General features: G+C 27.3%; 19 protein-coding genes and 1 pseudogene. All 20 read left to right on the top strand.

The annotated features are described in order from the left end of the window. Positions 1–51: 51 nt before the first annotated feature. The 20 genes and pseudogenes from AACP42_RS00950 (at position 52) to serS (ending at position 20555) form a co-directional block, all read left to right on the top strand. On the top strand, positions 52–306 hold the full coding sequence (locus AACP42_RS00950) for a hypothetical protein (protein WP_339332553.1): 255 nt from the start codon (positions 52–54) through the stop codon (positions 304–306). Between the two features lie 22 nt (positions 307–328). Continuing rightward, positions 329–643: a single-stranded DNA-binding protein gene (locus tag AACP42_RS00945; protein WP_339332325.1), complete on the top strand. Its 315-nt coding sequence runs from the start codon at positions 329–331 to the stop codon at positions 641–643. 48 nt (positions 644–691) lie between these two features. After that, on the top strand, positions 692–1795 hold the full coding sequence (locus AACP42_RS00940) for a hypothetical protein (RefSeq protein ID WP_212775610.1): 1104 nt from the start codon (positions 692–694) through the stop codon (positions 1793–1795). Positions 1796–2800: 1005 nt separating this feature from the next. Then, entirely contained in the window at positions 2801–3292 is a 492-nt protein-coding gene (locus AACP42_RS00935; protein WP_212775611.1) for a hypothetical protein, read from the top strand. Then, on the top strand, positions 3279–3974 hold the full coding sequence (locus AACP42_RS00930) for a DUF2963 domain-containing protein (RefSeq protein WP_249402832.1): 696 nt from the start codon (positions 3279–3281) through the stop codon (positions 3972–3974). The genes AACP42_RS00935 and AACP42_RS00930 overlap by 14 nt, the downstream gene beginning before the upstream one ends. A gap of 2 nt (positions 3975–3976) precedes the next feature. Beyond that, a complete protein-coding gene (locus AACP42_RS00925; protein WP_212775612.1) occupies positions 3977–4507 on the top strand; it encodes a hypothetical protein in 531 nt (176 codons plus the stop codon). Between the two features lie 23 nt (positions 4508–4530). Then, on the top strand, positions 4531–4851 hold the full coding sequence (locus AACP42_RS00920) for a single-stranded DNA-binding protein (protein ID WP_212775613.1): 321 nt from the start codon (positions 4531–4533) through the stop codon (positions 4849–4851). 153 nt (positions 4852–5004) lie between these two features. Beyond that, entirely contained in the window at positions 5005–5469 is a 465-nt protein-coding gene (locus AACP42_RS00915) for a hypothetical protein (RefSeq protein ID WP_339332552.1), read from the top strand. A 1541-nt stretch (positions 5470–7010) separates the two neighbouring features. Further along, on the top strand, positions 7011–7502 hold the full coding sequence (locus AACP42_RS00910; protein ID WP_339332551.1) for a hypothetical protein: 492 nt from the start codon (positions 7011–7013) through the stop codon (positions 7500–7502). Beyond that, positions 7489–7902: a DUF2963 domain-containing protein gene (locus tag AACP42_RS00905; protein WP_339332550.1), complete on the top strand. Its 414-nt coding sequence runs from the start codon at positions 7489–7491 to the stop codon at positions 7900–7902. Before AACP42_RS00910 ends, AACP42_RS00905 begins: the two co-directional genes overlap by 14 nt. A gap of 269 nt (positions 7903–8171) precedes the next feature. After that, a pseudogene (locus AACP42_RS00900) lies at positions 8172–8560 on the top strand (sigma-70 family RNA polymerase sigma factor); the annotation flags it as partial. A gap of 172 nt (positions 8561–8732) precedes the next feature. Continuing rightward, positions 8733–9068, top strand: coding sequence for a hypothetical protein (locus AACP42_RS00895; RefSeq protein WP_212775638.1), 336 nt, complete (start codon positions 8733–8735; stop codon positions 9066–9068). 2385 nt (positions 9069–11453) lie between these two features. Continuing rightward, positions 11454–14042, top strand: coding sequence for an ABC transporter substrate-binding protein/permease (locus AACP42_RS00890; RefSeq protein ID WP_212775392.1), 2589 nt, complete (start codon positions 11454–11456; stop codon positions 14040–14042). Positions 14043–14553: 511 nt separating this feature from the next. Continuing rightward, positions 14554–16332 (top strand): ABC transporter substrate-binding protein/permease, encoded by a 1779-nt coding sequence (locus AACP42_RS00885; RefSeq protein ID WP_212775391.1) that lies wholly within the window; start codon positions 14554–14556, stop codon positions 16330–16332. 1 nt (position 16333) lies between these two features. Then, a complete protein-coding gene (locus AACP42_RS00880; protein ID WP_212775390.1) occupies positions 16334–17062 on the top strand; it encodes an amino acid ABC transporter ATP-binding protein in 729 nt (242 codons plus the stop codon). Between the two features lie 177 nt (positions 17063–17239). Next, positions 17240–17827, top strand: coding sequence for an IS3 family transposase (locus AACP42_RS00875; protein WP_212775389.1), 588 nt, complete (start codon positions 17240–17242; stop codon positions 17825–17827). 234 nt (positions 17828–18061) lie between these two features. Continuing rightward, entirely contained in the window at positions 18062–18322 is a 261-nt protein-coding gene (rpsT, locus tag AACP42_RS00870; RefSeq protein WP_212775388.1) for a 30S ribosomal protein S20, read from the top strand. A gap of 147 nt (positions 18323–18469) precedes the next feature. After that, positions 18470–18733 carry a hypothetical protein gene (locus tag AACP42_RS00865; protein ID WP_212775387.1) on the top strand — a complete coding sequence of 88 codons (264 nt, stop codon included), beginning with the start codon at positions 18470–18472 and terminating at the stop codon, positions 18731–18733. 128 nt (positions 18734–18861) lie between these two features. Continuing rightward, complete coding sequence (locus AACP42_RS00860; protein WP_212775386.1) at positions 18862–19116, top strand: hypothetical protein; 255 nt, start codon at positions 18862–18864, stop codon at positions 19114–19116. A 164-nt stretch (positions 19117–19280) separates the two neighbouring features. Further along, positions 19281–20555 carry a serine--tRNA ligase gene (gene serS / locus AACP42_RS00855; RefSeq protein WP_212775385.1) on the top strand — a complete coding sequence of 425 codons (1275 nt, stop codon included), beginning with the start codon at positions 19281–19283 and terminating at the stop codon, positions 20553–20555. The last annotated feature ends 69 nt before the right edge of the window (positions 20556–20624 follow it).

Below are 20624 nucleotides of genomic sequence, written 5' to 3'. Positions count from 1 at the left end.
TTAATTTTAAGTCTTAAAGAGTAATTTTTAAATAAAAAAGTGTCTAAAAAAATGGAACAGTTCAAATATATCTATGATACAAATAAACTTAATAATATTGTTAGATTATTAACTGAATTAAAAACATTAAAAGAATTAAAAAACAAACAATTAAAAAAACCAGTTGAAAAACAAAAAGAAACTCAACCAATAATTAATCTAGTTCCTCAAAAAGATTCTGTTTCATCTAAACAATTAAATAATGATAATCAATTAAATAAAGATCTTCCAGTAATAATTCCAGACCCTATGTTCTTATTACTTTAATATAAAAAAAAGGAGAAATATGATGTTAAATAAAGTTCAATTAATTGGTAATATCACTCACGACTTAGAACCACAAATTCTTAGTACTGATACAGGTTATATACCTAAATTAGATTTTAGTATAGCTGTTAATATCAAAGATAAAGTTAATTTTATTCCATGTGTTGTTTTTAGAACTCAGGCAGATAATATGGTTAAGTATTTATGTAAAGGTTCAAAAGTATATGTGGAAGGTTCTTTATCAGTTGAAAAATATACTAATAACAATGGTGAAAATAAAACCTCAATTAAAGTTATTGTTAAAAAAGTTATCTTTTTAGATAACAAAAATAAATAAAAATAAGCCCCTAAACTAATAGGGGCTTTAACAAGAAAGAGAATTAAAATGAAAAAAACTAAATTTAATTTAAGAACCAAAGATATCTTTTTAACTTATTCCAAATGTCCGTTAGGTAAAGATAAAATCCACAATCATATTAAAGAATTGATGATATCTAAAAAACAAGAAATATCATATATCATTTCTAATACCGAAAACCATCAAGATCATAAAGAAATCCACACTCATGTTTTGTTTCAATTAACTAAACGTTTTAATATTAAAAGTGAAAGATTCTTTGACATTGAAGGTTTCCACCCTAAAATTGAAAATGCTCGTGATATCGAAAAATCAATTAACTATATAAAAAAAGATGGCGAATTCATTGAAGAAGGCACCCCAAGACATAAAAAATACGTTCGTCAAAATCAAAAAGAAGAACGTAAACAATTAATTTATGATGAAATATTCAGATTAAAAAATGAATATTATCATAATGAGGATTTAACTTTACAACAAGTTAAAAAAACTCTTGATGAATTTATAATTAATCTTGACCGTGATTTTTATTTAGAACAAATAGATTTAATTGAAAAAATCCTAAAAAAAAAGTTCATCAAAAAAGATGAACTAGCTTTACTTGATAAACTACAAAATCATATCCCCTCAACTGGCTATGATTTAAATACTTTCAAATTTAATAAAAGCACTCAAGAAATTGAAAATGCTATTGTAGAACAGCTTAAAGTTGATAAACGTCCTTTATCAATTGTTATTGAAGGAGCTAGTAGACTCGGAAAAACCGAGTTTATTATTAGCTATCTAAATAATCAAAAAGTACACTATAATTATATCAGAGGTAGTTTTGATTTTAGTAAAGAAAATTATAATGATAACTTCAAAGTAGATGTTTATGATGATATCAGTATCAATTATATCAAATCAGCAGGTTTATTAAAAAACATTATTGGAGGTCAAAGAGGATTTATAGTTGATGTTAAATATTCTCCTAAAAGGTTATTATCTGGTAATAAATTAAGTATCTTTTTAGTTAACCCTGATATTTCATTTGAATCTTGGTGTGAAGAAGATGAAAAATATGCAGGAGAAACACATAAATATATAAAAACTAATTGTATCTTTATCTACGTCCTTGATAAATTATATTAATTCGGTTCCGCGGAATGTTAATTTAAATATCACTTTTAATTTTATAATTCATCTTAAACGCATTATTTTGACCCTCTCGCTTTGAGTTAAATCCAATTAGGGTTATTTTATACCCTAAATATAATTTAGTTGCCTCAACAAAGCCCCAATTTTGGCTTAAATTTAAAAGAATCATTTTTTTAACCTAATTTAGTTGCCTCAACAAAACTCCTTTATTAAAAAAACCCTCTTTTTCATACTAAGGGTTAATATTCTTCTAAGACGAGCGTAGCGAACTAGGCGGCCAGCCGAAGTACATTCAAATTAACTCTTACCTTCCTCCTATAAAGTCCCCCTTGGGGGATTTAGGGGGTGGTTTTTTTCATCCCCAAAATCGCTAGTGTTTACGTTAGTAGGGCACAAACCCTGAAAATAGAAAGCAAATGTGCGCCCTTTTTTTCATTTTTCTAGGTATTTACTATCTTTTGTGCGCGTGGGGCAATGTTATCCCCCACGCGTATCTTAGTATTTACCTAGGTTTTTTTTGGGACACAGATGGGACACACATTGTAATGTGTGTCCCTTTTTATAAATGTGTGTCCCTTTTTTTAAAATTTTCCCCTCGCGCCTTTGTCGTGTTAGACGATAAAGGAGTAGCGAGAACGAACCAACCGCCTTTGTCGTGTCAGACGATAAAGGAGTAGGTTGGAGAGTCAATAATTAAAAAAAGTTATTTAATTCAATAAAAAAAGATTTTTTTTAATATTTTTATGTACTTTACTTTATGGTTTTTGTTATAATATAAGTATATTCACCGTAACACTTTTTCATAATTATTAATATTAACAGATAAAAAATGTTAAAATAATTAATGACCCTATGTATATGTTCGTTCCTGTCCGTATATGTAGGGTCATTTTTGTTATATAAAGCCCACATTAAAAAAATATAAAAAAAAATAGCTATATAAATCTCATCTCACCAAAAGAAACGATTTATATAACTACCATGAAAGGAAAATTATTTATGCAAATTTTCAATTTAAACATAAGCGCATTTATTGATAAAATAAATGATTACGCTATCTTTATTATATCATTCCTTCAAACTATTTTCAACAACATTATTGCAATCAAAAATGTTAGTTTTATTTTTTTTAATATTTTTGATTCCATAGGAATAATTTTTAATTTTATTTTATCTCTTGTTTATATTTTAATCTTTATTACTATTTTATGTTTTTCAGTTTCTATATTTGATATTATTAAGTCAATAATAAAATATACTATTTATTGGCCCGTTAAATTTTTAATTTTAGGAATATATTGTTTTATACTATTATTAAAATATTTATTTATTCCTAAATCAAGATTAACACAACCAGTTGAAATTAATTATTTAGATTCAAAAGAATTAAAACAATTAACTAAAAAGATATCAGATTTAGAATACAAACTTTATTTACAAAACAAACAAAATATAATTAAGAAAGGCAGTTTTAAAAATGATAAAAAATAAAAAAAATATTCTAATCATTTGGGGCTTATTTTTTTCCATTACTATTATTGGTCTTTTAATGCTTTTATTATTAAAATTACAAACTCCCTCTGAAAACAAAATAGAAACAGAAGTTGATAAATTAGTTAAACCCAAAGAAGAAAACAAAGAACAACAACAACAAGAAAAAGAACAACAAACCTATAATACTCTTCTCAAAAAAATAGAAACAGAAGTTGATAAATTAACAACTGATAAAAAAAAAGAACCAAATAAAAAAATTCAATACAGACAAGACGGTAAAACAATTTACTCCACCACCGAGTATAACCAACAAGAAAAATTAGTCTCAAAAACCTATTACTACCCAGACGGTAAAATTGAATTAATCACCGAGTACAACCCCCAAACAGGTAATCCAGAAAGGAAGGTTTTTGGCCGTTCTAACGGTACAATCAAGTCCATCGGCGAGTACAACCCCCAAACAGGGAAGGACAGCAAGTATACCTGTTACAATTCTAATGGTACAATTAGCACCATCACCGAGTACGACCCCCAAACAGGTAAGCAAATCAAGGAGGCCCATTACTACCCAGACGGTAAAATTGACTTAATCACCGAGTACGACCCCCAAACAGGGAAGGTAATCAAGCACACCGAGTACAACCCAGATGGAACAATTAAAAAGGTACAAACTTTTTAATTATGAATAATGTAAAAAGAAAAAAAATTCTAAATCTTTGGATTATCTTTATTTCTATTATTCTTGCAATTCTTTTATTCCTTTTAGGTTTAAAATTACCTAAATTATTCAAAACAAAAAAACAACCAAATCAACAACCTCAACATCAATATCAATATCAATATCAATATATCTATGATACAAATAAAGTTAATGATATACTTAGATTATTAGAACTATTAAAAGAATTACAACGATTAAAAGAATTACAAAACCAAGTTGAAAAACAAAAAGAAACTCAACCAATAATTAATCTAGTTCCTCAAAAAGATTTTTTTCCATCACAAGTTCCATTTAAACAATTAAATGACTTAAATTACTTAAATGACGATAAGAAGTCATTGATGGGAGAATTAGCATCTTTGGCGCCAAAATTAGGTAAAGAATTAGCGGTTGTAGGTATCACCGTTGCTACTGGTGCTGCTATTTGTGTAGTCGCAGCTCCTATATTGGCATCTTTGGGGCCAGCAGCATCTCTTCTAGCCTTACTTTAATCTAAATATAAAGGAGAAATATGATGTTAAATAAAGTTCAATTAATTGGTAATATCACTCACGACTTAGAACCACAAATTCTTAGTACTGATACAGGTTATATACCTAAATTAGATTTTAGTATAGCTGTTAATATCAAAGATAAAGTTAATTTTATTCCATGTGTTGTTTTTAGAACTCAGGCAGATAATATGGTTAAGTATTTATGTAAAGGTTCAAAAGTATATGTGGAAGGTTCTTTATCAGTTGAAAAATATACTAATAACAATGGTGAAAATAAAACCTCAATTAAAGTTATTGTTAAAAAAGTTATCTTTTTAGATAACAAAAATAAAGAAAAATAAATAAAAATAAGCCCCTAAACTAATAGGGGCTTTAACAAGAAAGAGAATTAAAATAAAAAAAACAAATTTAATTTAACTACCAAAGATATCTTTTTAACTTATTCCAAATGTCCTTTGGGTAAAGATAAAATCCACAATCATATTAAAGAATTAATGATATCTAAAAAACAAGAAATATCATATATCATTTCTAATACCGAAAACCACCAAGACCACAAAGAAATCCATACCCATGTTTTGTTTCAATTAACTAAACGTTTTAATATTAAAAGTGAAAGATTCTTTGACATTGAAGGTTTCCACCCTAAAATTGAAAATGCTCGTGATATCGAAAAATCAATTAACTATATAAAAAAAGATGGCGAATTCATTGAAGAAGGCACCCCAAGACATAAAAAATACGTTCGTCAAAATCAAAAAGAAGAACGTAAACAATTAATCTACGATGAAATAGATAGATTAAAAGATGAATATTATCATGATGATAATTTAACTTTACAACAAGTTAAAAAAACTCTTGATGAATTTATAATTAATCTTGACCGTGATTTTTATTTAGAACAAATAGATTTAATTGAAAAAATCCTAAAAAAAAGTTCATCAAAAAAGATGAACTAGCTTTACTTGATAAACTACAAAATCATATCCCCTCAACTGGCTATGATTTAAATACTTTCAAATTTAATAAAAGCACTCAAGAAATTGAAAATGCTATTGTAGAACAGCTTAAAGTTGATAAACGTCCTTTATCAATTGTTATTGAAGGAGCTAGTAGACTCGGAAAAACCGAGTTTATTATTAGCTATCTAAATAATCAAAAAGTACACTATAATTATATCAGAGGTAGTTTTGATTTTAGTAAAGAAAATTATAATGATAACTTCAAAGTAGATGTTTATGATGATATCAGTATCAATTATATCAAATCAGCAGGTTTATTAAAAAACATTATTGGAGGTCAAAGAGGATTTATAGTTGATGTTAAATATTCTCCTAAAAGGTTATTATCTGGTAATAAATTAAGTATCTTTTTAGTTAACCCTGATATTTCATTTGAATCTTGGTGTGAAGAAGATGAAAAATATGCAGGAGAAACACATAAATATATAAAAACTAATTGTATCTTTATCTACGTCCTTGATAAATTATATTAATTCGGTTCCGCGGAATGTTAATTTAAATATCACTTTTAATTTTATAATTCATCTTAAACGCATTATTTTGACCCTCTCGCTTTGAGTTAAATCCAATTAGGGTTATTTTATACCCTAAATATAATTTAGTTGCCTCAACAAAGCCCCAATTTTGGCTTAAATTTAAAAGAATCATTTTTTTAACCTAATTTAGTTGCCTCAACAAAACTCCTTTATTAAAAAAACCCTCTTTTTCATACTAAGGGTTAATATTCTTCTAAGACGAGCGTAGCGAACTAGGCGGCCAGCCGAAGTACATTCAAATTAACTCTTACCTTCCTCCTATAAAGTCCCCCTTGGGGGATTTAGGGGGTGGTTTTTTTCATCCCCAAAATCGCTAGTGTTTACGTTAGTAGGGCACAAACCCTGAAAATAGAAAGCAAATGTGCGCCCTTTTTTTCATTTTTCTAGGTATTTACTATCTTTTGTGCGCGTGGGGCAATGTTATCCCCCACGCGTATCTTAGTATTTACCTAGGTTTTTTTTGGGACACAGATGGGACACACATTGTAATGTGTGTCCCTTTTTATAAATGTGTGTCCCTTTTTTTAAAATTTTCCCCTCGCGCCTTTGTCGTGTTAGACGATAAAGGAGTAGCGAGAACGAACCAACCGCCTTTGTCGTGTCAGACGATAAAGGAGTAGGTTGGAGAGTCAATAATTAAAAAAAGTTATTTAATTCAATAAAAAAAGATTTTTTTTAATATTTTTATGTACTTTACTTTATGGTTTTTGTTATAATATAAGTATATTCACCGTAACACTTTTTCATAATTATTAATATTAACAGATAAAAAATGTTAAAATAATTAATGACCCTATGTATATGTTCGTTCCTGTCCGTATATGTAGGGTCATTTTTGTTATATAAAGCCCACATTAAAAAAATATAAAAAAAAATAGCTATATAAATCTCATCTCACCAAAAGAAACGATTTATATAACTACCATGAAAGGAAAATTATTTATGCAAATTTTCAATTTAAACATAAGCGCATTTATTGATAAAATAAATGATTACGCTATCTTTATTATATCATTCCTTCAAACTATTTTCAACAACATTATTGCAATCAAAAATGTTAGTTTTATTTTTTTTAATATTTTTGATTCCATAGGAATAATTTTTAATTTTATTTTATCTCTTGTTTATATTTTAATCTTTATTACTATTTTATGTTTTTCAGTTTCTATATTTGATATTATTAAGTCAATAATAAAATATACTATTTATTGGCCCATTAAACTTTTAATTTTAGTAATATATTATTTTCTATTTTTATTAAAATATTTATTTATTCCTAAATCAAGATTAACACAACCAGTTGAATTTAATAAACGAAATCCAGAAGAATTAAAACAATTAAATAAAAAAATATCAGATTTAGAATACAAACTTTATTTACAAAACAAACAAAATATAATTAAGAAAGGCAGTTTTAAAAATGATAAAAAATAAAAAAAATATTCTAATCATTTGGGGCTTATTTTTTTCCATTACTATTATTGGTCTTTTAAGTTTTATTCCTTTAACCTTCGCCGCGCAAATCTCATATCACCCCAACGGTACAATCGACTACATTTACGAGTACGACCCCCAAACAGGTAATAAAACCAAGTATACCGAATACAACTTAGATGGTACAATCGACTACATTTACGAGTACGACCCCCAAACAGGTAATAAAATCAAGTATACCGAATACGACTCAGATGGCAAAACATTCAACTACATCTACGAGTACGACCCCCAAACAGGTAATAAAACCAAAGAAACCTATTACAATTCTAACGGTACAATCGCCTCCATCGACGAGTACAACCCAGACGGAACATTTAAAAAGGAACAAATTTTTTAATCATGAATAATAAAAAAAGAAAATTAATATTAAAGTTTTGGGTTATTTTCTTTTTCATCATTCTTGCAATTCTTTTATTCCTTTTAGGTTTAAGATTACCTAAATTAAATCATCCTCAATATCAATATCAATTGAGGTGTTCCAAAACTTTGGACAACTTTTTACTTTTTAAAAATTTTTTAAGACTAACTATTAAGTTAGTCTTTTTTTCTTTTCAAGACTAAAAAAATTTCTTATCTTTTCTAAAAATATTTTTAGAAAGGAATAAAATGTTAAGACAAAAATTATTTAAAGATTTTTTAAAAAATAAAAACAATTTAGCAATTCGCGATCAATTAATCGAGTTTCATTATCCCTTGGTAAAAAAAATAGCTAACAAATTCAAATATTTCCCTAAAGTACTTCAAAGAGAAGATTTATACCAAGAAGGGATTTTAGGTCTAATCAAAGCTTTAAATAATTACCAAGATTTAGGATGTGATTTTATTGTCTATGCTACCCAACAATTAAAGGTAAAATCACAGAACTTATCAGAGGCCTACAAGCTACTTCTACTTCCAGAGAAGTTTTTCGGGAAGAAAAACAAGTAAGTAATATTCCTTTTGAAGAAAAACAACCTCAATCTATTAATATCAACAATCTAAACCCTCATCAAATTTAGTTGACCCAAGTTTAAATCAAACCGAAGGACAAATATTTACTTCAACTCTTAAAATCACAAATTAATTATCCCCTCCCCAGAGGGGCGATTTTGGTACAAAAAAAAGAGTAAAATAAAAGTAAGGGATATTGTTGGTACCCTAATAAGTTAAAAAAGGAGAAAAATTAAAATGAATTATCAATCACACAACCAAACGAAATCAGTTTGGAAAACTACCCTTGTTATTGTGGCAGTTTTGTTAATTTGCGCGGGGCTTCTTTGGCTTTCCGTAAATTTCGGCACCAATAAGAAATTATCATCTCAAGGCAGAGATGATAATGTTGGTAGTAACTATTACCCCCACCAATCTAACACAAAACCACTAAAACCACATAATGATAAACCTTCTTATCCCATCGAATCCACTACTACTAAAGCTAACCAACCCAAACAACAAATCCCAAATAACAAACCCAATGTAGAGTACGATCCCCAAACAGGGAAGGAAATCAAGCGGACCCCTTGATTCAGAAATACCCCTCTCGCTTTGATTTAAATCCAATTAGGGTTATTTACCCTTAGGATTGATTTAGACACCCTTTAAATGAGGAGTTTTTTTATTTTTTCGGCCTATATATATAGTGTAGGGATAAAATATTTAAAAAAAATATCTTTACAAACTAACAAAGTAGTTTGTAAAGATAAGAAATTATCTATTTAATTTTAAGTCTTAAAGAGTAATTTTGAAATAAAAAAGTGTCTAAAATAATGGAACAGTGCAATTTGTTATTGATATAAATAGGAATATATACGTTTAAAAGTGATTAAATTCACTTTTTTTATAAAGTGTTTAAGATGCTAATTTGTTTTCTTAGATTAAATACTTAAATTAATTGGGCGCGAATAAACGCATCATTACAGCAATCTAGCCAGTTGCCACGGACTTGATTATTCCGTGAGGTCATGCGGTCGGTCAACCAAACGAAAGAATGGTGGATTACAGCAGACCGTAAAAGCGAGGTGAGGTGAAATAACTAGCCAAGATGCTCTCGCAAGACTAAGATAGTCATGGAAAAGGTGCAAATCCCTAATCGCGGAAATTATCGTAATTTAAGAACTTCAAGGGCAAGTTATTGAAACCCTGGAATGAAGGTAAGATATGAAGATATGATTTAAGTCTTTATATATAATCACATGTCGCTTTAAGTAGCACCCTTCATGATATCGTTGACGGAAACAAAGTGTTCTAGTCTAGCCACAAGCTTTAACAACGAAAGCGAACCTAAAACTATCAGGCATAATGATGTCGGAAATTCGAGATTCCTAAAAACCATACCAAACAGAGGAAATTAAAATGCCTCTGGGTTCAAGGAAAAAGAGACTTTTAGTAGTCGGAGGAGTTAAAACTTGGTTTGGAATAACCAAGATAATTGTCCTCACACGGAGCCTAGGAAAGCTAGGTACAAGGCGAAGGAGTCAGTAAATTAATTTAAACCAGAAGCAAAAAAGAGTCTAAATTTCTGAATCCAGAAATGTTAAACCTATATTATTAGGCGCCCAAACCCTGACACCAATTATATGACAATACCATATAAGAATGGAAGACTGTCACGGCTCACTTAGGTGTGGTAAGACAAAAGTCCGAAAAGAAAACTTCCTAGAATAAATGCGGGACATACCGAAATGAAAACAGGATTCGGGGTAATATAGGACCTTAACTGGGCGGAGCGATTATTTCGTTAAGAAATAAGGACTCGTGGAGGAGCTAGGGTGTATCCTAGGTAAAGCAGTTGCGAAATACTGGCCTTCAAAAAAAAGATGTGAGCCTGAATATAATTAATTTAGGGAAAGCCGTATGCTTGGAAACTTGCTTGTACGGTTTGGAGCGGGGCTGCACGTAAATAACCAACACGCGTGTAATCTATCGCTATATTAATTAAGGTTGATTAAATATTTGTTAAATGTTTCAATTGTAATATTTTGAGATTGGTTTAGACAAAAATTATTTTCTTTAATTAATTATTTTTTTTACCCTTATTGAATTATTTGGTATCTTTTGCAACTAATTTTAATGTTTGTTGTTTGCCAAAATATTTTTTAAGGTTTCCACCCACCATTTTTTACCCTTTGGACTTTTATCCTTTTATCATTATGATTAAAAATTATTTTGATTATATTTTAATATTATATTTAGATTATATTTTAAAATGTCTCCAAAAATACTTTTATTTTGGTGCATTAAAAACAACTTAAAGGAGGAGTTTCGTTGTTAAACACATTCAATTTTAGAGTATTTTTATCAATGATTACTTATCGAATTATACGGTTCTAGATATTATATTTAGCAATATCTAGTGATATTAATTTGTTTGCAAGTTAATATTATTTAGCAATTTACAAAGATGACATTACCTATTTATATTGATTATCATTTTTAATTTATGGTTGGGAATTGGAAAATATAATTGAAATTTTTCCTTAATTGGGTTATTTTGATTATTGTTATTATCTTTTTATTTATCGTTTTAATTGTTCTTTAAGAACAGTTTTATTTGTATTATGTGATTATATTTTTAGTAGCTGATAGTAAAAATTAATTTGTAATAGATTAATGTTTAAAAATTATTTATTATTTATTAATATATTATTATTGATTATTTATAAGTTTAATGAAACTATAATTGCAATTATAACTTTGCTTTGTTTTGCTATGTATTTTTTGCTTAATTATTTATTGTATGTGTATCTTTGTTTGTCATTCAAAAAAGGAATTAATACAATTATAGAAAATAATTATAAGAACACAATAATTTAAGAGTATTATCATTATCAAAATAAAAATTATAAAAAAATTATAACTAAAAAAATAAATATATAAAATTATATAAAAAAGAGGTAATTTACTGTACTTATGGACTTAAGAAAATATTTTAATCAAGTCAAAAGCTATTTTCCCAAGACAAATGCATATTTTACTAAAAACAAAGTATATCGGTATCTAAATTACTTATTAGTAGGAGTTTCGCTTGTTTTTTTGGGGTGGTTGCATGTTCAAGTGTTTAGCGAAACCAAACAAGAAGGTGATGTCCTAAGAGCATCTACTTTTTCAGGGATGAGTCCTATTTGTCTACAATCGGAAAAAGCTTCAGTTCAAAATAGTGTTGTTTCTACAGGAGGAGAACGTTTAACTGGATTTGAAGTTTTGTTATTAAAGAAAATTGCCGAAGAAATGGGTAAAAGTTTAGATTTAAGACTTAATACTTTTGCAGGATTAGTGGGAGATATTGAATATAAAAATTCTGATGTGGCTGCTGCTTGTTTTAGTATTACACTTGAGAGAAGAGATAAAATTGATTTTAGTGTAGTTTATAATGTTCCTATGAATGCATTAATAGTAAGAAAAGATAATCCTGATTTTTTAGAATTTGAAGCTGGTTCTAAAGTTCAAGATAAAGATCTTTTTGCACATTTAGAAAAATTAGCAGATAAAGCAGCAAAAGAAGGAAAAACAAAAAAATTTAATTTTATTGCGATGGCTACAAGTACCACTGATAAAGAATTATTTAAAAAAGGGAATATGAAAGCACAATTAAGCCCTAAATATAGAGATGATTTAATTAATTATGCAACTGGTTCTGATAATGCAGCTCCTAATTTACAAGCAGTAAGAGAAAATAAAGAACAAGGCAAAGAAGTTATTTATGTAATTGATGATGTTATTGCTCGTGGTAATGTAGAAGGTGACAAAGACTTAAAATATATTTCTCTTCAAACTGATAATCCTCTTTTATTATCTAGTCCTGAAGGGATAGGTATTGCCGTTCATAAAGGCGATAAAGAGATGCTAAAAGCAGTTAATAATGCTTTAGTAAAAATATTTGATTTAGATGTTAAGAAAAAAGAAGTAGAAAAAGAAGAAGATAATGGTACAAAAACATTTAAAGTAGAAGATAAAATATATGATCTTAAAAAGATTTTAGAAACTCTTAGGAAATTAAAACTAAGATTAGCACCACAAAGAACAAATGACCAAGAAAATAGATACAAAGATTTAAAAGGCAAAAATACAAGAAAACCAGAAGAAGAAAAAGAATTTGAAGTTTTATTCAAAGTTTGGTCTTGGTTTTCTCTTAATAATACATTACAAAAAGATACAGCAAAACAAAGATTGCAAAATTTACCTAATGAATTGAAACAATTGGAAAAAGTTGTTTATACTTTAACTGAATGTTTAAAAGGTAGTAAAGAAAGACAAATTTTCAAAAACAATTATGATGAATTAAAAGTTAAAAAATCATACAAATTTTCAAGTACATCAGAAGAAAAAATTAAAAACCAAGAAAGAACATTAGACGAAGAACAACAATATCAATTTTTGAAAAAGTATCTATTTGCGTTTTTTGATGAAACTAAAGAAGCCAAAACAAGAAGAGTATTAAATGCAAAAAAACAAGAATTAGAAGCTAGCCAAAAAGAAAAAGAAACTTTGGGTAAATGTTTAGACGAAAACGACAAAGGAAAATTAGAAGAAGTTCAAAAGAGATACGAAGAATTAAATACAAAAAATAAAAGAAACGCAGCAGAAGAACAAGAATTTGTTGAATTAAATAAAACTACAAGAGCACAAACTGCAACAGAAAATGATTCTTCAGATGTGCAAAAATACGAATATTTGACATCCAAAAAGGAAGCAATAAAAAATAAAATAGATGAAATATTAAAAGTAGTATTTGATGAAACTGTTTATAATGAAAAGGGTTTTCTTCAAAAAGGAGACGATTCTTTATGGGGAAAAATTAAATATCACTTACCCACTTATACAAAACCTTTTTATACTTCTTTATTACTTACTGTTGATGGTGTTGTTTTTGGATTCTTATTATCATTAGTTCTATTAGCAGTTAAAAATAAATCTACCCTTTCTAGAACAAATAATGTCTTTGTAAAAGGTGTGAAACAAGTAGGTTCTAAATTTGTAGATTTTTATGTTTGGTTATTAAATGGAGTTCCAATTGCTGCTCAAGGATTGTTAGTTTGGTTTGCAAGACATTTATGGTGGCCTAGTATTTTCCCTACAATGCATCAAACTCATGCAGCATTAGTTGTCATTGTATTAAATTCAGCTGCTAATATTGCTGTTGTTTTAATGCAAACTCTTAAATTTGTAGATAAAGGACAAGTAGAAGCGGCTCAATCTTTAGGATTGAATAAAAAACAAACCTTCTATTATGTTACTTTCCCACAAGCATTAAAAAAATCAGTTCCTTTAGTAGCAGCACAATTTGTTACTAATATTAAAGCTTGTACTTTCTTCGGATTAATTGCATTAATTGATATGTCATTTGTTACAAATGATGCTATGAACGTTACAGGAGATTTAGTTGCTCCATTTGTAATACTTTCCGTTGTTTACTTAGTTTTAATTCAATTTATTAATATGTTAAGTAAATATTTAGAAAAAAAATTAAATCCTGCTTTAAAAACTGTAGTTAGTGCTTAATAAATTAATTTAAGAATTATAAGAAACAAATATTAAGATAAAACAAATATTAATTCTTAATATAAAATATAAAGATAATTAATGCATAACTCACTACATTTTAATTATTAACCCAATATTTATTTCTTACCTTTGAATCTTTTATATTAAAATAGTTATACTGATATTAATTAAATGTTAATTTTAATTGTTTTTATGTTATTATAAATAATAAAGTATTATTTTAAAAAATATCTTATTATTAAAAGTTTGATATTGTTTTAGAATTGAAAAATATTTATAAATGATGCACATTACAATTTATGTATATTTATAATATATAAATAAAAGGTTAAAAAATGAAAATTAAAAAGATGCCTCCCAAATATAGATTTCATATTCATAAGTATATTAAAATTGTTGTATCTATTATAACAATGATGTTTGTTTTTTGGTATTTTAAATTAAATTAAATCAAATAGATGGTTTTTACAAGCATCAAAATTGCAAGTGAAGGTAAAAATTATATATTATGATTCAAAGGAAAAAAGAAAAATACAAAATTACTAAATATGTTTTATTATTTATGTTTATGATTTTTTGGGGATGGCTTCATTTTAGTGTGGGGTTATTTCAAAGAGTTAATAATTCTAAGAAATATTTAAGAGTAGCTGTGGTAGCTGATGCAGCTCCTAATAGTTTGACTATTAAATCTGATAAAGATACAAGTAAAGCTCACAGAACTATTCAAGGTGAATATATTTCAGGATTTGATATAGATTTAATTGATAAAATAGTAAAAGCATTACCTCAAGAAGAAAAGTATGAAGGTTGTAAATTTAGTCTTTTTGATTTTGATGGGATGTTTACTGCTGTTCAAAATGGTTCAGTTGATGTAGCTATTTCTTCTATTAGTATTACTGATAAAAGAAAAGAAAACTTTGATTTTCCTATTGCCTATACTTTGGATAATACAGGGTTTTTAGTAAGAAAAGATGATGCGCGTTTTAAAGATTTGCCAAAAGAAGTAAAATATGAAGATATAAAAGGTATATTAAAAGATTACAAAGACCCAATTAAATTTTTAACTCTTACTGGTTCTGTGGCTGATAAAGTTATTGAAAATATTAGATCAGATTTAGGAAATTTATTACAAATTACTAAATCCAATCCTATTGATGATGCTGTTATGTGTGCTCAAAGCGTTAAAGATAAAGCTTCTGATATTTTTGTAACTGATAGTTATATTACTAAATATTATGCTTCGCAAAATGATGAATTAAAACATATATCAATTATATCTGATGATGCTCGTTTTACTGTTTCTCCTACAGGTTTAGGAATTGTAGTTAAAAAAGGTAATACAAAATTAATTACTCCAATTAATAATGCTTTTAAAGAAGTTTTAAAAAAAGAAGAACTTTTTCTAGAGGGTTATGGTTTAGATGTTAAAGGTATAATTGAGTTAACCAAAGAATTAAAAGAAGAACAATCAAAACCAACTGACAAACAAGACCTAAATAGAATAAAAACTTTAGAAGACAAAATATCTAAATTTAAAGAAATAACTAATAAATGGTTAGAACAATCTTTAAAAGAGTTAAGTCAAAAACAAGGATTAAATTGGTATCAAAAAGTATCTCTTGCTTTACCTGATTATGCCACACCTTTAAAAACTACTTTATTACTTGCATTAGATGGAGTTATTGTAGGTTTTATCTTAGCTATTGTTTTAACAGGGATTAAAAGTATTAAACCTAATTATCAAACACAAAATCCCTTTATTGTAGGGTTAATACAAAGTTTTCTTTACTTGCTTGATGCAATACTTTATATTTTTAAATCAATTCCAGTAGCAGCTCAAATGATTATAGTTCATTTTGGTTGGAGAGCTTATAATCCTGAATTAAATCCGATGTATTCAGGTATTATAGTGTTATTATTAAATTCAGCAGTTAGTATTACAAATATTTTATTACAAAATATTAAGTTTTTAGATAAAGGACAAGTAGAAGCTTCTCTAGCTTTAGGAATGACTCAAAGACAAACATTTTTTTATGTTATTTTCCCCCAAACGCTTAAAAGATCACTTCCTTTTGTAGTACAACAATTTATTGTAAATATTAAAGATAGTGCTTGTTTTGGTGGTTTGGTTGGTCTGTTAGATGTAGCATGGAAAGCCAAAACTCAAATTGTTCAAACAGGAAGCATTGCTATTCCTTATGCTATTACTGCTTGTATTTATTTAGTGTTAATTACGATTGCTAATTTATTTGTTAAATATTTAGAAAAACAAAAAAAAGGAGTTTAGAATGCAATATTTAATTGAAGTTAAAGATCTTTGTAAAAAGTTTGGCGATAAAGAGATTTTAAAAAATATTAATTTAAAAATTAAAAAACAAGAAATAGTAACTATTATTGGTTTTTCAGGTTCAGGGAAATCTACTTTATTAAGATGTTTTAATCTATTAGAAGAACCTAATTCTGGTCAAATTTTAATTGATAATAAAAATATCTTAGATAAAGGAGTAAAATTATCTGATCTAAGAACTAAAGTAGGAATGGTGTTTCAAAGTTTTAATTTATTTGAAGGAAAAACAGTATTAGAAAATTGTTGTTTAGCTCCGATGAAAGTATTAAAATTATCTAAACAAAAAGCTCAAGAAAATGCCTTAGAACGGTTAAAAGAACTAGATTTAGAAGCTCTTGCTAATCAAAGAGTAGAAACTCTTTCAGGGGGACAAAAACAACGTGTTGCTATTGCTAGAGTTTTATGTATGGAACCTGAAGTTATTCTTTTAGATGAACCAACTTCTGCCCTAGATCCTGAATCTACTTTGCAAGTATTACAAACTTTACAAAAATTATCAGAGAAAAAAATAAATCTTATTATTGTAACTCATGAAATGAAATTTGCTCAAAGAGTATCTGATACTATTTATTTTATGGAACAAGGTAAAATTCTTGAAAAAGGTACTCCGAAAGAAATTTTTGAAACTGATAAGTTTCCTAAATCTAAGGCTTTTTTTGAAGATTTTTGATTCCTTATAAATGTATCATTATTTATTAAAATAACCCAAACTGCAATTACAGTTTGGGTTTTCCTTTTTTTTGGGGTAGATAAATTGTTGTAATTGTTTATAATTTAGGGTGATAGAATTATTTAATGTTTTAAATGTTTAGGAATGATTATAATAAATAAATGGAGATAGATAAATATGCAATATTATACTGAAGAAATGATATTAAATCGTCAATTTTTAAATCTTGCTAAAAATATGAAAGCTACAAGACCTCATCAAATATTATGTGGTGGCATTACCGAAGTTTATTACCAGGATAAAGTTTTATATGTTTCAGTTGTCCTAGATACATATAGTCGCAAAATTTTGGCTTATCATGTTTCTGATTATGAAGGCGCACCTTTAATTATAGATACTATTGATAAATTAAATGTATTTGAAAACGATTGCATTTTTCATTCTTATCTTAAATTTCCATATTATAAATTGGATGTTGAAGAAATTTTAGAAACCAAAAATTTAATTCAGAGTTTTGAAGATAGACAAAGGATTCAAAAAGGACAATCTTCTCCTTGTACTTATTTAACTTCTTTCTTTTCTTCTTTTAAATGTGAATGTATTTATTATGGCATTCCAAACCCTAGAACTATTAGTAAAAAAGTTATGATTGAAGCTATTTGTAAATATATGTCATATTATAATTTAGAAAGAATGCATTCATCACTTAATTATGCTACTCCTGATGCATTTGAAAAAAAATATTTTAAAAAGTTAAATGAATAAGTATTTGAAAGTAATTTTGGGTATTGTTTCGAGTTATAAAAAATCTCCATAAACGAGCTTCCATAATTTTATTTTTACAAATATTACATAATTTATTATGAAATGCAAAAGATATAAAAAAATACTATAATTACACTATTTTATTGCTTTTTTATCTAAATTTTGGTATAATCCTCAGTAGAGTTATTAATAATAAATTGATAATTAAGTAACTAAAAAAAGGAGATTATAATCATGGCTAATATTAAACAACAAAAAAAACGTAATAAAACTAATGAAAAACGTCGTTTGCAAAATGTTTCTTTTAAATCATCTGTAAAAACAGTGGTAAAACAAGTAAAAACTGCAGTTGCAAACACTGATAAACAAAAAGCCTTAGTTTTATTAAGTGTAGCTTATAAAAAATTTGATAAAGGGGTTTCTAAAAGAGTTTATCACGCTAACTTTTCTGCTAGAAACAAATCTGATTTACAAAAATTAGTAAATACCCTTTAATTTTTTTTTTACAAAACTCACAAAAACCACATTAATTAAAACAAACATCAAAACTTATCATAATATTGGACCAACAAACATAACATTAATATTTTAATTGTAATTATTTTATTTAAATATATTTGAGTGGAAAAGGTTGATAAATTTATGTTTTTTTGGGCAAATAAAGTAATTTATGTAACTTCAGGATTTATTGTAGGATCAGTTTTAAGGACAAGTCTATATTTTAGATCGTTATTAAATGAACCTAAATATATCCTTAAAAAAGGATCTAGCACTACAATTAATAATATTTCTAATAAAGTTATTGGCAAAGATGTATTAATGCCGCCTTCTTTATCTGATAATTTGATGCATTTATGGTTTGATTTTATCAACAAACAAACAAAAACATTAATACAAATATTGTAAAATATTTAAGTTTATTATTTGCTTATTATTTATTTATAAATACTTTTACATTTTTCTTTTTATAATTATTAAAATATAATTTCTAAAACAATTTGGATTTATGACAAACCATTACAAAGAGGATAAAAATGAATAAATTATTAAATATTTTCTTATTTATTGTGGGTTTTTTAGTAGGTGCTGTTTGTGGAGCTAATTTATATGTTACAGCATCAAATAACGAACCTAAATATTTTGCACAAACCACAGTAAATCAAGGTGTAAATGGAATTAATAACATTTTAGGTACCGAATGGGAATCTCCTACAGGAAAACCTTCTTCTAGTGAAGAATTTCTACATTGGTGGCTTGAATTTATAAATGGTTTTAATAAAATTGGTTAATGATTTTAATAAGGGTTTTAATAATAAAAAATGAGTAAAAATTTTTCAAACCCCATTAACTAACAAAATTTATATTCTTGCTACATTTATATTTTTCCAATTAAAACTTATTATTTTTGCCACCATTAAATTAATTTTTCCCAAACGAAAGAGGTATTTTTTTTATGTTAGATCTGAATTTTGTAGTCCAAAATCTGCCATCTGTTATTGCAAAATTAGAAAAAAGGCAACAAAATTTTGCTTATTTAAATAAATTGCCTCTTTTAGCACAACAAAGAAAATCTTTACTTTTGGAAATACAGGATTTAAGAAGTCAAAAAAATCAATCAGCTAAAAAAGTTGCCCAAAAAGCTAACGCCAAAGAAGATATTACTCTTGTTTTGCAAGACACTAATTTTTTGCGTGATGATTTACAAAAACTAGAACAAAAGTTAAAACTAAAAGAACAAGAAATTTTTGATATTTTAAGCATTACCCCCAATTTACCACACGATTCTTTACCAATTGGCACAAACGATAAGGACAATAAGGAATTGTATTGCGAAGGACAAATAAGAACTTTTGCATTTACGCCCAAAGACCATGTTTATTTAGCTGAAAAATTAGATATTCTCGACTTTAAAAGGGCTTCTAAAATTTCTGGTAGTGGATTTGTTGTTTGCAAAGGGCTAGGAGCACGCCTCGAAAGAGCCTTAATTCAATTTATGATGGATCTTCATAGTAAAAAAGGTTATCAAGAAATTATTCCTCCTTATATTATCAATGAAAAAACCATGTTTGCAACAGGGCAATTACCCAAGTTTGAAGATGAAGTCTACAAGCTTTACAACTCCAAAAATAATTGGTATCTAAATCCTACAGCAGAAGTTCCTACTATTAATTTGCATCATGAAGAAATTTTTAAACCAGACACGCTTCCTATTAAATACGTCGCCTACACTACTGCTTTTCGCCAAGAAGCAGGCTCAGCTGGCAAAGATACTAGAGGAATTTTTAGACAACATCAATTTAATAAAGTAGAATTAATTCAGTTTTGCCATCCCCAAAATTCTTATGAATGTCTAGACCAAATGTTAAAAGATTCCGAAGAAGTGCTAAAACTGCTCAAACTTCCTTATCGTGTTGTTTTACTTTCTACTGGGGATTTGGGTTTTAGCATGGCAAAAACTTATGATTTAGAAGTTTTTTTACCCAGCTATAATTGTTATCGTGAAATTGGTTCTATCAGTAATTCTTGCGATTTCCAATCAAGACGCGCCAATATTAAAATGAAAAATCCTGCAAATAATAAAAATGAATACGTTCATATTCTAAACGGTTCAGGTTTGGCTGTTGGAAGAACTGTCATTGCTATTTTGGAAAATTATCAAAACCAAGATGGTACTATTACAGTTCCTGAAGTTTTACAGCCTTATTTAGGAACCGATATTATCAAGTAATTTGAATGTTTTTAACAAGAATAATTTAGAATATAGAGTCGAATCTTTTATGAAAAATAAAGTGATTCG

The organism is Hydrangea phyllody phytoplasma, assembly GCF_036985185.1.
GTDB classification, from domain to species: Bacteria; Bacillota_I; Bacilli_A; order Acholeplasmatales; family Acholeplasmataceae; genus Phytoplasma; species Phytoplasma asteris.
Note: the sequence above shows the minus strand (reverse complement) of the source record. Positions and strands in the feature narration are given on the sequence as shown.